Raw genomic sequence first — 14,175 nt, forward strand, 5'->3', positions numbered from 1 at the left:
GTACAAAGAAACCAGTAGGAGACTTTTTACAACTTTCTCTCATGCGAAGGTCAACTCTCACTATGATACTCAGAGAGCCGAACCTATAATAGTGGTAAGCAGGTCTATGTTTACCACTCTGTAGCGTGATTCTCAACGAAATGACCACTGAACCCAATCCGTTCCAGTATGCAGGAGGGTACTTTGAGAGCAGCACCGGCCTGGTCAAGTTCGGCACGCGCTACGACAATCCGAAGTTGGCCGCTGGACGCAGTAGGACCCGGTGGCGGGCAGCTTGGGCAATCCGGACTCACTCAATCGGTACTTATATGTCAAGGATGACCCGGTCAGTGTGGTCGATCCGAGCGGGAAATACTCTGCTGCTGGGTTATTGGGATCATGCCTTGGAGCGGCTGTTGGAGCCGCAGTCGTAACTATCCTAAGCCTGGCCTTTGGAATCGTGACTATTCCGGCATCACTACCAGCTGGGGTCTTCGTTTTAGTTACAGCACTTATTGCTTGCATAGGAGGAGAGATTACTTATGACGTTGTTCAAGCTATTGGAGGTTAACCACCAGTAACTCTTGCAGGACAGTAGCTGGGATAAATCCTATCTCTTCTACTGTCCAATTTTCTCCTTTTGTCGATAGTGACGCCCATCTGCAGGCTCATTTGCTTTTGGAAGAAGGCTTACACATTATGAGATGGAAAGCAGCCTGGAATCGACCGACATTTTACCTGATGATTCTCATCGGTATTGCCGTAGCAGTCTTTGGTTTGATAGCTGGTCAACAACGCCCACTGTTGTTCGTTTTTCTGGTGATAGGTATTCTTTATATCGCGATATGTTTTCTTCTGCTCTACCTGGCAAGGAGAGCCGAGTAAGATCTTTGATGTAGACCGTCATATACGTTCGATGCTCGTTTGATAGCACTACCTGCGGCAAATGCATCAAGTAATCGGTTTGCTTACTCACCCTACCTATCATCTTAGAACAGGCCCGCAACAAGGTCGGTGCCTATGTTCCTATAAGGCGTCTGGCATCCCTAATCCACGCCAGTAGGAGAAAGGCTACTTGGAGAGCAGCACCGGCCTGGTCAAATTCGGCACGCGCTACGACAATCCGAAGTTGGCCGCGGGCCCAGCCGTCGATTTGAATGGGAACAAAAGGAATGGGTAAATGATTGCTGCTGATATCCTCTTGATATTGTTGTTGTATGCTGCGATTTACTTCGGTATTTTCCTGGCCTCGCACTTTTTCAATAGGTCACGTACCTTCCGGGTTCAGATGTTGATCTTGATGCTTGCCGCAATGCTGGGAACATTTCTCCTGGTGCTAGCGAGCCAAAATGCTTCTTTACAGACACTTGCAATAGTTCTCACGATTGTTCTCGGGTTTTGCGCTGCATGCCTCATTGTTGCTATTGAGATAGTGAGGCAGAGACGGCTTGCTCGCAGAAATCCAGATAGGTAAAGGCCAGGAATCGTTAAAATATACTTCTACATTATCCCAGCAGCCGCTCATAAAACGGATTAAAATACCCCTCATCTCGCCCAATCACCCCCTCCAGCCCCCGTCCACCCTCTGGCGAGCGTTTGATATCGGCGAAAAGTCCAGCCTCCAGCCCTTTGAACAGACCAGGATTATCCATCTGTTGCAGCAGGTCGACTGCATCGCGTAGTATCTGATTTGCCCTTTTTGAGATCAGGCTATCCTCGCGCCAGTCAAATTGCTCGCCAAGATCGCGTGCGGCACGAAATACGTAGAGCGCGCTACGAATAGACAGGAAGCGGTCTTGCAAGAGTGGGGTATGGATGGCCTCGGTGGGCATGCCGAGCAGTTGGATGCCCTGACCCGTCAGGACTCCGACGAGGTTGAAGAAACTATCGAGCATGTGGCCGCGAAAGATATCGCCGGTCATGTGCTTTGTGGGAGGCATGTACTTGACCGGGTAGCCAGGAAAAAGATCGCGCACGAGCTGCGCCGAGGCAATCTCGTGCAGCAGGTGATTGGGAGTATCGGGATTGATTTCGAAGGCGTGGCCGAGACCGATTTGCTCCGGCGGCAGACCGGCTACCTGGGCGAAACATTCGTTGATAAACTGCGAGGCAATGACGGTGTGTTCGGACTCGAGTGCATCGGCGGTAGTCAGGTAGTTATCCTCGCCGGTATTGATAATGATACCGGCGGCGGCGTTGATGCGGCGCGAGAAAAGCTGATCGATGAGCGTGCGTTTCATGTTGATGTCGCGGAAGATGATGCCATAGAGAGCATCGTTGAGCATCATGTCCAGCCGCTCTAAGGCACCCATGGCGGCAATTTCCGGCATGCAGAGGCCCGAACAATAGTTGGTGAGGCGTATGTAGCGGCCAACTTCGCGGCTCGTTTCATCGAGGGCAGCGCGCATGAGCTGGAAGTTGGCCTGCGTTGCGTAAGTGCCGCCAAAGCCCTCGGTGGTTGGACCGTATGGCACGTAGTCGAGCAGGCTCTGAGCGGTAGAACGGATGACGGCAATTACATCGGCTCCCTGCCGCGCCGCCGCCTGCGCCTGCACGATGTCTTCATAGATATTACCGGTGGCGACGATGACGTAGAGCCAGGGCATTGGCGGATTGCCGAGTTCTTCAGTCAGCGCAGCTCGTTCAGCACGACGCGCACGAATGCGTTTGATGCTCTGATCTACCAATCGATGAATCTCCTCGTCGATCTTCTCCGTTGATAGAACTTCATCCTTTGAGGTATTCGGAGCCAGTTCCTGCCCAGAGGCGATAAATTGGTTTCCTGCACCCTGCCGCATTCGCAAATCGCCACGCCCAATAGCCTCCGCGGCTGCCTGCACATCCAGGTTATTCTGAAGCATCGCCGCGACAAATGGACGTAAGATGCCACCGGGCAGCAATGACCTTGCGCTGTCTACAACACAATTTGGCAATGGCACACCTGTTTCATCGACGCCATCCACGCCGATCAAGCGTAAGGTGGCACGTTCAATAGCGACGGTGGTGTGAGCATAGATATAGTCAATGACGGGAGCGACAATGTGTTGGGCAAGCGCGCGTGCCTCATCAACGAGAACGGAGTCAAGCTTGAGGTGGGGCATGGCGAAGTATCTCCTCTGTTACAAACAGCATATCGCGATCATATCCAATATGCACAAAAGGTGCCACTACTATGAACAGTTTATCTTGCACATGAACCTGTTCAAAGCAGCAACACCCTTGTTATGGGTTGCGGTATGAATTGTCTATTTCAAAGACTTTCGCAACTATTCGTACTGAAAGTCTTCATCTGGCTCTATCTCGTCCTCTTCAATCTCCTCATCTTCGTCATTGTATTCATCCAGATAACTCAGATCAGGATAATTACTTGAGTACGGGTCTCTCCGAATCTGGATAGTCGGGTGGATGACAGGAAAAGGCTTCAGCCCACTCTGATCGGCCGGACCCTCCATCTGCGGTTCGTAAGCTGGCAGGCCTTCGCGCACCAGCACCTCCTCGCCCCATGCCATTGATTCAAAGCCCAGTCGGCGCAGGTCCATTACCATACCCGGCCAGGTATCTTCGGGGTCAACAGCCCACCAGTCACGCCCCTCGACATGTACAGGTCGAACGCGCACAGGTCGGTTAAGATCGCCCAGATTAGCCAGCAAGGATGAATGTTTCCGTTCGGCTTTTTTCACGGCTAAACCGTCCCTTCTATAAGAAGAACAATACCCCACATTGCCTGTCCCTCCAGAGCTTGCAGCCGAGCCATGTTTTCCTCCACCAGTAATGAATCATTCTCTCGCTGATCCCAAAAGAAGGAACCTATCAATGCTTACCAATAACATATCACATAGACAATGCAATATGCTAGTGTTCAAAGATACGTTATGCTCGACTTTTTGGATGAAACTGGCGAGGCTAACGCATAGATGCGCCTGCGCTGCTTACTCAAGGCTCTCCAGAGCTGGCTTTTCTTGAATGGAATGCGGATTTTCATTTGTTTTATAAATATTGCGCAAATTTAGCATGGCATACAAAGCGCCCAGCATTACCAGCAATCCGGTTGCCGTAAAGATGGTATCGATGGGGCCGAAAGTGAATCCGAGCAATGTGGCATGGAAATTGTGCAGAATAGTGCTGGTGAGATAGCCGGCCAGTCCGATTGAGATCATCGAAGCCAGACTTGTGCTGGGAGCAAACACCGAGATCACGCGCCCAACCAGCTCATGAGGCGTGATATGCAACAGCAAGGGGCCGAGTATAGCATCACCCGCGGTCGCGGTTACGCCCACAAAGAAAAATACAATCAATGCCGGTGTGAACGCCGTGAGACGCGAGTAGACAAGAATGAGTATTCCGGCTATACCAGCAAAATAGTCGGGTCGCACCAAACGCCGGTTTTGAAGATGATAGACATGGTTCCAGCGCATGCAAACATTGTGACAAATCCCGGTCAGCCAGGAATCAAAACGTTCGGGGGAGTGTAGCTGCTCAATGTGCCGCCACGCCTCCAGCATCGTCTCCTGCACAATATCATCCACGCTATCTTGCGAGAGGCTATACTTCCGCGCATAGGTCAACAGGCGTGGCTGAGCGTTTACTAACAATTCTTGCAGGTTGGCGAATGTTCCCTTTTGAATTGTAAGTTGCTGCTCAAGCACGCTCTTTTCTCGCTCTCGTATTGTTTTTCTAGAAGAGGTACAGATGGAAGTGTATCACACATGGGCATATCAGGTGGCTTGTTGCAAAACTGAAGATCATATATAATACCTCTGCTAAGAGTGACCGTGGCAGCTACTACAGCACAATTAAAGGAGATGAGAGATGCAGTCAGAGGGCCAGCAGCGAGAAGACACATATGTCATGGACCCGGAAAGTATGACCGAGATGGCCCGCTTGATCAACCAGCATGTTCTGATTACAGAACACATGGGGGGATTGTTTCCGCCAGAAGTTGATCCAAATGCTTTTACTTCGGTACTCGATCTCGCCTGTGGGCCTGGCGGCTGGGTACTCGACGTGGCTCGCGCCTACCCGGAGATAGAGGTGGTAGGGGTCGATATCAGCCAGACCATGATAACCTATGCAAAGGCGAGAGCTAAATCGCAGGGACTGAAGAATGCTAAGTTCCAGATTATGAATATCCTCAAGCCTTTCACATTCCCAGATCAATCATTCGACATGGTCAATGTGCGTTTTCTCGTCGGCGTACTTTCTCCTGGCGACTGGCCGGCAATGATCCAGGAATGTAAGCGAGTGCTGCGCCCTGGTGGGATTTTGCGCCTGACGGATGTCGATGACCTCGGCATTACCAATAGCGCTGCACTGGAGCAAATCACCGCCCTGGGAGCTAAAGCCGCGCGCATGGCAAAGCGAGCATTCTTCTCTGAGGGACGCTATGTAGGAACCATGATTATGCTGGCACGTTTCCTGCGCGATGCCGGGTTCCAGGATATCCACCAGCAGGCCCATATGATCGATTGGTCTGCCGGCACAGATGCCTTTCCCTTACAATACGACAATGCAAGAATGGCTCTCCAACTGGGTAGTACATTTCTGACCAAAATGGGTGTCGTTACACAGGAACAATTTGACAATTTGTATTATCAGGCCGAGATTGATATGAATTCTTCTGATTTCGTTGCCGTCATGCTATACTTGACAGCCTGGGGCAGACTGGCCAGTAATAACCCTTGAACTCATGGTTATCACAACAAACAATAAGAAGTTGCCGTACTCTCATATGTACTCTTATTAAAGAACAGGCCGATCATGCATCGGATAGCTTTTCAGGAAGCAACGAACTATGCCGCAGCCGGCGAAGACATTACGAGGTGTGACCCAGGCGTCTTTGCGTCGCCTGCGTAACACCCCCACCTACTTCTTCCTCATCTGGCGTTGGGTGACATGGCTCTATGCCCTGCTGGTAATTGTAACGACCCATGTCCCCTTGAACGAAGCGCTGCTCCCGCTGGCCGTGACATTTGTTCAGGCATCGGTCGTCACCCTCTATGCTCCCGTCTTCCGAATATTCCTACCCGATTTACCCCTACTAAAAAAGGGCCAGGCCCCTGAATCGCGCAAAGTGCGAACGAGTACCCGGCAAATACGCCTGCTGGGCAGCAGACGGCAGCAACCAATGGCCGCTGACGATGAGGCGGAAATATTGAAACCGCTATCCGCGACCAACAATCCTAAATGGAACGCGGCCATTTACGCGCTTGACGTAATCATCTGCGGCCTGGTTACCTACTACGCCGGGATTTTCGGTAATCCTCCTTTCGGCAGTGGATCGGCATTCTATCGTTACGGCCTTTCGACGGTGCTGGCGGCGGCTTTTACGTACCGTTATACCGGTGGGCTGGCAGCGGCCTTTGGCTACGAGGCGATCATCTTGTTTGGCGCATTCGTGCCCCCACCTCATCATCACTATGCACTCATGCTTACGACACAGGACTTCGCCAGCTCGCTAATCGATGCGCCGCTGGTAGCGCTGCTCGCGGCCTACCTTGCCACGCTGCTCAATGGCCTGACGCAAAGCAAAAGGCGCGAGCAAGATACTGTCCGCCGGCAAAATGCGCTGCTACGCGTCAGTGAAACACTGGTTGCAGGTGCCGGCGATCAGCTGCAATTCCTGCAAAAAAGCGCGGAACAGATACGTAAAGGGGGCCATTTTGAACGCCTGATCGTGGCACTCATCACTGCTGAAGATGATCGTAAGGATGCAGAGATTGAAACAGGCCCTCTGGTCGAATCAGGTGTAGCCGGAGCCATAGCTCCTGATAAGAGTAAGACGTTGATTGAGCAAGTAGCGCGTACAGGAAGAAAATTGACGACTTTTGAACCGTTGGAAGGCGAGCAGGCACAGGATAATGACGCCTACCGGCTGGCGCGTCTCTATCTTCCGGTGTCAAGAGAGGGCCAGGTATATATGGTGCTGGGAGCCGAGAGCCTACGACACACTCCTTTTGATCAGAAACAGGAAAATTTCCTGACTATCGCGGGAACCCAACTATTGATTGCCCTGGAGAACATACGCCTGACCGAGCAAGCTGCCGAACTTGCTGCCGCCGCGGAGCGGGGGCGCATCGCGCGTGAGATCCACGACGGAATCGCGCAACTCATCTATATGATGAGCCTGAATGCTGAAACATGCGCTGCTCTTGTCCAACGTGTTGTTGAGGATTCAGGTGAAGAGGCACAGGCGCTTGCATCCATTACTACGTACCTGGACAAGCTGGTGACGATTTCCAAACAGGCGCTCTGGGAAACCCGCCACTATATGTTCACCCTCAAGCCCTTAATCAGCGGCACATCGACGCTGGCACAGATGCTAACTAACCAGTTGCGCGAATTCGAGGCCATCAGCGGATTGCCGGCGCATTTAGAGGTCGAGGGCGATGAAGAGAGGCCAGATGGAGATGCCGGGCGCGCTCGTAAGATTGCCCAGGTAGGAACTGCCGTCTTCCGCATCACTCAAGAAGCACTTACCAATGCCTATAAACACGCGAATGCGGCACAGATTACTGTACATCTGCGTTATTTGCCGGGCTGCGTAGAGGTCGAGATTCGCGACGATGGTAGAAGCCCGGTCGCTATTCCGCACAGTTATGATCTTGAAGCCGGTGGAGAACGACAGCGTATCTATGGCGGCCACGGGATACCAGGAATGCGGGAGCGAGCAGAAGAACTCGGCGGTAGTCTCGCGATAGTGCAACATGCCACCGGCGGCACCAGCGTCCGGGCACGCATTCCAATGTAAGGAGAACTCTTATGGCAAAGATTCGCATCATGATTGTCGACGATCACGAGGTAGTGCGCATGGGCATGCGGGCCGTCATCGAGCCGGAAGTAGACCTTACGGTGGTGGGAGAGGCCGCCAATGGCGCGGAAGCCCTGGCAAAAGTTGGCATCCTGGACCCACAGGTCATCTTAATGGATGTGCGCATGGAAAAGATGAGCGGTATCGAGGCGTGCCGCGAGATCAAAAGCCAGCATCCCCATGTAGCTATTCTTATGCTCACCTCGTATACCGACGACGACGCCCTCTTATCGTCTGTACTCGCCGGCGCCAGCGGCTACCTCTTAAAGAACGAAAGACGCGCCGAACTGCTGAAAGCTATTCGCCTGGTAGCCTCCGGTCAATTGCTGCTCGACACGACTATAGCGAAGCAGGCGATGGAGCGCATGACCTCGCAGGCACCTGGAAGCGAACTGACCGAACGCGAGCGCGAAGTGCTGGCCCTGGTAGCACGTGGCTATACGAACAAACAAATAGCCGATACGCTCTACGTCTCTGAAAAAACTGCCCGCAACCACGTCAGCCATATCCTTGAGAAGCTGGGACTCTCAAGACGCAGCGAGGCAGCGGCATATGCGGTTGAACACAAGCTGGTGCCCCCGCGTGAGCAAAGAAAAGATTGATTTACTTTTCCATTTTGCCCAGAACAGATAACTTTAAGCAGTCCAATTCGCTTTACGTTTTTCCAGGAAAGCGCGTAAGCCCTCCTGTCCCTCTTCACTGACACGCAGCGTAGCAATCAATTCGGCGGTAAAACGGCGCGCGGTATCGTGATCCATCTGTCCAACACTCAATGCCAGCCCTTTACAGGCCCGCAACGCCTGCGGCCCACTACTCAGCAACTCACGCACCGTCTTCTCGACAGCAGCATCAAGTTCCTCAGCAGTCGTCACTACATGTACCAGCCCAATCTCCTTAGCACGAGTAGCACTGAAGCGCTCACCCGTCACAAACAGTACGCGAGCATGCGATTCACCGATCTTGCGTATCACATACGGCGATATAACCGCCGGAGCAATCCCCAGCTTGACCTCGCTGAAAGCCAGCCGCGCGCTTTCAACGGCGATGACGATATCCGAGACGGCCACCAGACCAAGCCCTCCGCCCATGGCCGTGCCGTTTACGCGTGCTACGACGGGACAGGGAAAGGTATTGATATTATCGAAGAGATCAGCCAGGCCCAGGGCATCGCTCAGATTCTGTTCTTGCGTGAATGATGCCGCCGCCTGCATCATATTCAGATCAGCCCCGGCGCTGAAGGATGGTCCCTCGCCGGTCAGAATAACGGCATGCAGCTTTGTATCGGCGCGCAAAAAGGTAAATGCGGCCTGTAAATCCTGAATAAGCCGGGTGTTGAACGCGTTATGAACCTCTCCACGCCGCATGGTAATGGTTGCGACTTTATCCTGGTGGCTATGTTCTATGCTGATATGCGCGTATGTTGTTGGCATGATTTGCTCCTTTTATTTACATTCTGAAGACGCCGAATGGAGTATCCGGCATGGGAGCGTTCAAAGACGCGGCTATGCCCAACGCCAGCACGGTGCGCGTATCACGTGGATCGATGATCCCATCATCCCACAGGCGCGCTGTACTGTAATAAGGATTGCCCTCTTTTTCGTATTTATCAAGGATAGGTTGCTTGAACTCGGCCTCCTCTTCCTCAGTCATGGTTTTGCCGCGCGCCTCAAGTCCTTCTTTGCGCACAGTAGCCAGCACGCTGGCCGCCTGCTCGCCACCCATTACCGAGATACGCGCATTCGGCCACATCCATAACTGGCGCGGCGAATAAGCACGCCCGCACATACCATAATTGCCCGCGCCAAATGAGCCGCCTATGATAACCGTGAAGCGCGGCACGGGCACATTGGCGACCGCCATCACCATCTTCGCACCATCCTTGGCGATGCCGCCATTTTCATACTGCTTCCCGACCATAAATCCTGTTATATTCTGCAAGAAGATCAGGGGGGTCTGCCGCTGCCCGCATAGTTCCATGAAATGGGTGGCCTTTAACGCGCTCTCAGAGAACAGGATGCCATTGTTCGCAATGATGCCGACGGGATAGCCCATCAGGCGCGCAAAGCCGCATACCAGCGTGGTGCCATACAGGGCCTTGAACTCGTGGAAGCGGCTGCCATCGACGAGATGCGCAATCACCTCGCGCACATCATAGCTCTTGCGGTTATCGCGAGGGATGATACCGTACAGATCGCTCGCATCATAAAGCGGTGGCTCAGGCTCGGCAATATCCCAGGGTATATACTTGCGCCGGTTGAGGTTGGAGACGATGCTGCGACAGATTGCCAGCGCGTGCTCATCGTTGAGGGCATAATGATCGGTCACGCCGGAGATGCGGCTATGGACATCGGCCCCGCCCAATTCTTCCGCTGTCACCTCTTCGCCCGTCGCCGCTTTCACCAGTGGCGGCCCGGCCAGGAAAATCGTGCCATTTCCGCGCACAATCACCGTCTCATCGCTCATGGCCGGTACATACGCGCCGCCTGCCGTGCAGGAACCCATCACGGCGGCGATCTGTGGAATGCGTTGACTCGACATGCGCGCCTGGTTATAGAAGATACGCCCGAAGTGATCGCGGTCAGGAAAGACATCCGCCTGCAAGGGCAGGAAAGCGCCGCCTGAATCGACAAGATAGATGCAAGGGAGATGATTTTGCTCGGCAATTTCCTGGGCGCGCAGGTGTTTCTTGACCGTCATGGGATAATACGTACCGCCCTTGACGGTTGCATCGTTGGCGATAATGACGCATTCTTGCCCCTCGACCACTCCAATGCCGGTGATGATACCCGCTGAAGGCGCTTCATTGTCATACATATCCCATGCCGCGAGCGGGCTAAATTCCAGGAATGGTGTATCAGGATCGCAAAGCAACTGTACTCGTTCGCGCGCCAGAAGCTTATTACGTTTGCGATGCCTGGCAATGGCATCCGCGCCGCCACCCTGCTGCACCTGCTGCAAGCGCTCGTTCAGTTGGGCGAGCAATTCCTCAAAATGGCGCTTGTTTTCCAAAAATTGGGGACTTTTACGATCTACGTGTGTTTCGATTATAGCCATTGAAACGTGTTCCTCTCGACAACAGTGTCATGTGGAATTTCATCAGTAGCGTACTCTGCTCTTTGCAGCATAGCACCGCCTGGCAAACAGCGTCAAGTCCAGTTCTTACTCATAACGTTGACGTTGACGTGAACGATAATATTTCGTATCATATAAGTGTGCCAACAAGAGAATATAACATCTCACTCTTTTTTCAAACAAATGCATACTCATATGCAATAAGCAATGTTTCAGCAGCAATAATTATGTAGGAATGGGAGGATATATACGTGAAGGTAAGCGATAAAATAACTCCTTCAAGAGGCGAGGAGCCTGCTCAGCCGCGTACTTCCCGCAGGTTTCAACAGGTAGGGCCGAACTATAAATGGGTGGCGCTATCGAATACGACTCTGGGCGTGTTGATGGCAACAATCAACAGCAGCATTGTCCTGAGCTCGCTGCCGGCGATCTTCAATGGCATCGGCATCAACCCGCTGTCGCCCGGCGAGACGAACTACTTTCTCTGGATGTTGATGGGGTATATGGTTGTTACCGCAACTTTGCTGGTAACATTCGGGCGCATCTCGGACATGTTCGGGCGTGTCAGGCTCTATAACCTGGGCTTTGCCGTCTTCACAGCAGGTAGTATTCTGCTCTTTTTGACCCCTGGCTCAGGCAACGCGGCCGCGCTCGAACTGATCATTTTCAGGCTGGTGCAGGCGGTTGGCGCCGGTTTCCTCTTCGCGAACAGCACTGCGATTCTTACTGATGCATTCCCTTCGCACCAGCGTGGTATGGCGATGGGCATTAACCAGATCGCGGCCATTCTCGGCTCCATCATTGGTCTGATACTTGGTGGCGTGCTCGCCGTCGTCAACTGGCGACTGGTCTTCCTGGTGAGCGTACCATTCGGCGTCTTTGGCACCATCTGGGCCTACCGCATGCTGCGTGAGACCGCCGTCATTGGCGGCCATCAGAAGATCGACTGGCCGGGCAACATTACCTTCGCGCTCGGATTAACTGCGCTGCTGGTCGGTGCCACTTATGGCATTGAACCATACGGCAATTCCTCGATGGGCTGGACGAATCCGATGGTGATCGGGACGCTCGCGTTTGGGATCGGCTTACTCGCCATATTCATCTGGATCGAGCTGCACGTCAGCGATCCAATGTTCCGGCTCGATCTGTTCAAAATCCGTATGTTCGCCGCCGGTAACGTCAGTGGCTTTCTTGCAAGTACAGCGCGTGGTGGCCTGCAGTTCATGCTCATCATCTGGTTGCAGGGCATCTGGTTGCCGCTGCATGGCTATAGCTTTGAGGTGACGCCGCTCTGGGCAGGCATCTACATGCTGCCATTGATGGCCGGTTTCATTGTGATGGGGCCGCTCAGTGGCTATCTTTCCGACCGCTTTGGCGCGCGCCTCTTTTCGACAACGGGCATGCTGATTCAGGTCGTAACCTTTATCATGTTGACATTCTTGCCTGCCAACTTTAACTACATCTGGTTCGCGATCATACTGGTGTTCCTGGGCATCGGTCAGGGCATGTTCGCGGCGCCCAACACGACGGCCATCATGAACAGTGTGCCGCCACAGCAGCGAGGCGTTGCATCCGGCATGCGCGCCACCTTCCAGAATGGCGCAAAGCATTCACGCAAGAGCAATCCGCCTAGCCGTTACCGTTTCATCACGTAGGAAAAAGAATAAATAAGTAGTAGTACCAGCAAGAGGTGAACCAGATGCAATTAGTCGAGCAACACGTGATTAGCCGCAGCGACCCACGCTATGCGGTGATTGATGCCGCCGCTTTTGCCTCCAAGAACCTCTACAATGCTGCGAACTACGAGCTACGGCAAGCCTTTCTTCATGAAGGCTGTTTCCTCTCCTATCCACAGTTAGACAAGCTCATGCAGTCGCATGAAGCCTACCGCGCCCTGCCTGCTAAAGTGGCGCAATGGGTACTCAAAGGGCTGGTCAAGAATTGGCAGTCCTTCAAGCAAGCACGCGAGAGCTATGAGCATGACCCCTCCAAGTTTTTAGGACGCCCTGGTCTGCCGAAGTACAAACACAAGAGCGAGGGGCGCAATCTGCTCGTTTACACCATCCAGGCGCTGAGCAAAAAAGCCTTAAAGCGTGATCTTATCCGACCCTCTCAGCTTTCCATTGAGGTACAGACCCGACATGCAGCCCATGTCGAGCAAGTTCGTATCATTCCACGTAAAGGGTATTACGTGGTAGAAGTGATCTACGAAAAGGCCGTCACACAAGCCCCCGTCAATGCTGCTTACTACGCTGGTATCGATCTGGGAGTGAACAATCTGGTAACGCTAGCCTCAAATAAACCCGGTTTCCAACCGCTAGTCATTAACGGGCGTCCAGTGAAATCCACGAACCAGTTCTATAACAAGCGCAAGGCAAAGTTACAGCAGCAGCTTGGACACACGGGTACAACAAAGCGTATGGAGCGTCTCACCACGAAGCGGAACCGTCGCATTGACCACTATCTGCACACCGCCAGCAAGCGGGTGATCGAGATACTGGTACGAGAAGGTATTGGGACGTTGGTCATTGGCAAAAATGACGGCTGGAAACAGGACATCGAGATGGGCAAGCGCAACAATCAAAACTTTGTCCAAATTCCCCATGCTCGTTTTATCCACATGCTCACGTACAAGGCGGAACTGGTCGGAATTACCGTGCTACTCACAGAAGAGTCGTACACATCAAAGGCCAGTTTTCTCGATCGTGACCCGTTGCCAGCACACACGAATGGCGATGAGAAGCAGTATAATACCTTTAGCGGCAGGCGTATCGAGCGGGGACTGTACCGTACCTCTAATGGACGATACATCAATGCCGATCTCAACGGCGCGTATAATATCATTCGCAAGGTAGCACCTGATGCTTTCCCACAAGCGGAGGGTGTAGAGGATGGGAAGGGGATGCTTGCATCCCTGGTAGTCCATCCAGTGAGGGTTGCCATTCCCCTCACGAAGCCAAAAAGCAGGCGGTCAATAGAACGCTAGGCTCTTTGGAACTATTGCACGCTCTACCGGCAGCTAACCCTGCTGAGCAAGAGCTTTTTCCCGACCCTGATCTCTTCGCCGTTCATGGTTGGGCTGCACGCGGTGTTTTACCTGTCGGCGTTCATGTGTCTCGTGGCCGCTGTAGCTTCTCTGCTGCGTGGGAAACGCTACATTTATGACCAGGATCAGGAAGCGACAGGAGCCGTTGCCGTGGGATCAGCGCCAACTTCCACGGCGGCACAGAGCGTTCTGAAAGAGGATAAGAACGATGGCCTTGCCACACCACCTGGCCCCGCTCCTCATGTACATGAGAAGCGGTAATAAAGAGAGG

At 53.0% G+C, this 14,175-nt stretch carries 12 protein-coding genes; 7 read left to right on the top strand and 5 right to left on the bottom strand.

The window, feature by feature from the left end; all coding sequences use genetic code 11:
- Positions 1 to 678 precede the first annotated feature (678 nt).
- Positions 679 to 864 carry a hypothetical protein gene (locus VFA09_25055; protein HZU70566.1) on the top strand — a complete coding sequence of 62 codons (186 nt, stop codon included), beginning with the start codon at positions 679 to 681 and terminating at the stop codon, positions 862 to 864.
- Positions 865 to 1,484: 620 nt separating this feature from the next.
- On the opposite strand, the gene VFA09_25060 is transcribed toward VFA09_25055, so the two are convergent.
- From VFA09_25060 to VFA09_25070, 3 genes are all read right to left on the bottom strand, one after another.
- A complete protein-coding gene (locus VFA09_25060) occupies positions 1,485 to 3,080 on the bottom strand; it encodes a lysine 5,6-aminomutase subunit alpha (protein ID HZU70567.1) in 1,596 nt (531 codons plus the stop codon).
- Between the two features lie 165 nt (positions 3,081 to 3,245).
- Entirely contained in the window at positions 3,246 to 3,659 is a 414-nt protein-coding gene (locus tag VFA09_25065) for a hypothetical protein (protein ID HZU70568.1), read from the bottom strand.
- Positions 3,660 to 3,908: 249 nt separating this feature from the next.
- A complete protein-coding gene (locus VFA09_25070) occupies positions 3,909 to 4,625 on the bottom strand; it encodes a sigma factor (GenBank protein HZU70569.1) in 717 nt (238 codons plus the stop codon).
- A gap of 163 nt (positions 4,626 to 4,788) precedes the next feature.
- Here VFA09_25070 and VFA09_25075 point away from each other — a divergent pair, with 163 nt between their 5' ends.
- The 3 genes from VFA09_25075 to VFA09_25085 all read left to right on the top strand — a co-directional run bounded on the left by VFA09_25075 (position 4,789) and on the right by VFA09_25085 (position 8,388).
- Positions 4,789 to 5,661, top strand: a complete 873-nt coding sequence (locus tag VFA09_25075) for a methyltransferase domain-containing protein (GenBank protein HZU70570.1) — start codon at positions 4,789 to 4,791, stop codon at positions 5,659 to 5,661.
- 109 nt (positions 5,662 to 5,770) lie between these two features.
- Positions 5,771 to 7,726: an ATP-binding protein gene (locus VFA09_25080; GenBank protein HZU70571.1), complete on the top strand. Its 1,956-nt coding sequence runs from the start codon at positions 5,771 to 5,773 to the stop codon at positions 7,724 to 7,726.
- Positions 7,727 to 7,737: 11 nt separating this feature from the next.
- Entirely contained in the window at positions 7,738 to 8,388 is a 651-nt protein-coding gene (locus VFA09_25085; protein HZU70572.1) for a response regulator transcription factor, read from the top strand.
- Between the two features lie 33 nt (positions 8,389 to 8,421).
- Here VFA09_25085 and VFA09_25090 read toward each other — a convergent pair whose 3' ends face one another.
- Together VFA09_25090 and VFA09_25095 are read right to left on the bottom strand one after the other, a co-directional pair.
- Positions 8,422 to 9,216, bottom strand: coding sequence for an enoyl-CoA hydratase-related protein (locus VFA09_25090; protein HZU70573.1), 795 nt, complete (start codon positions 9,214 to 9,216; stop codon positions 8,422 to 8,424).
- Between the two features lie 16 nt (positions 9,217 to 9,232).
- Positions 9,233 to 10,840: a carboxyl transferase domain-containing protein gene (locus VFA09_25095; protein ID HZU70574.1), complete on the bottom strand. Its 1,608-nt coding sequence runs from the start codon at positions 10,838 to 10,840 to the stop codon at positions 9,233 to 9,235.
- Positions 10,841 to 11,109: 269 nt separating this feature from the next.
- Between VFA09_25095 and VFA09_25100 the strand changes: the two genes are divergently transcribed.
- The 3 genes from VFA09_25100 to VFA09_25110 all read left to right on the top strand — a co-directional run bounded on the left by VFA09_25100 (position 11,110) and on the right by VFA09_25110 (position 14,165).
- Positions 11,110 to 12,513 (top strand): MFS transporter, encoded by a 1,404-nt coding sequence (locus tag VFA09_25100; GenBank protein ID HZU70575.1) that lies wholly within the window; start codon positions 11,110 to 11,112, stop codon positions 12,511 to 12,513.
- Between the two features lie 44 nt (positions 12,514 to 12,557).
- A complete protein-coding gene (locus VFA09_25105) occupies positions 12,558 to 13,844 on the top strand; it encodes a transposase (GenBank protein HZU70576.1) in 1,287 nt (428 codons plus the stop codon).
- 84 nt (positions 13,845 to 13,928) lie between these two features.
- Positions 13,929 to 14,165, top strand: coding sequence for a hypothetical protein (locus VFA09_25110; protein ID HZU70577.1), 237 nt, complete (start codon positions 13,929 to 13,931; stop codon positions 14,163 to 14,165).
- The last annotated feature ends 10 nt before the right edge of the window (positions 14,166 to 14,175 follow it).

It is taken from the genome of Ktedonobacteraceae bacterium (genome assembly GCA_035653615.1).
In the GTDB taxonomy this organism is placed as follows: domain Bacteria; phylum Chloroflexota; class Ktedonobacteria; order Ktedonobacterales; family Ktedonobacteraceae; genus DASRBN01.

Coding starts and splice junctions, on each gene's coding strand:
- VFA09_25105 (HZU70576.1), top strand. CDS start 12,558: ATGCAATTAGTCGAGCAACACGTGATTAGCCGCAGCGACCCACGCTAT.
- VFA09_25110 (HZU70577.1), top strand. CDS start 13,929: ATGGTTGGGCTGCACGCGGTGTTTTACCTGTCGGCGTTCATGTGTCTC.
- VFA09_25080 (HZU70571.1), top strand. CDS start 5,771: ATGCCGCAGCCGGCGAAGACATTACGAGGTGTGACCCAGGCGTCTTTG.
- VFA09_25095 (HZU70574.1), bottom strand. CDS start 10,840: ATGGCTATAATCGAAACACACGTAGATCGTAAAAGTCCCCAATTTTTG.
- VFA09_25075 (HZU70570.1), top strand. CDS start 4,789: ATGCAGTCAGAGGGCCAGCAGCGAGAAGACACATATGTCATGGACCCG.
- VFA09_25090 (HZU70573.1), bottom strand. CDS start 9,216: ATGCCAACAACATACGCGCATATCAGCATAGAACATAGCCACCAGGAT.
- VFA09_25085 (HZU70572.1), top strand. CDS start 7,738: ATGGCAAAGATTCGCATCATGATTGTCGACGATCACGAGGTAGTGCGC.
- VFA09_25055 (HZU70566.1), top strand. CDS start 679: ATGAGATGGAAAGCAGCCTGGAATCGACCGACATTTTACCTGATGATT.
- VFA09_25060 (HZU70567.1), bottom strand. CDS start 3,080: ATGCCCCACCTCAAGCTTGACTCCGTTCTCGTTGATGAGGCACGCGCG.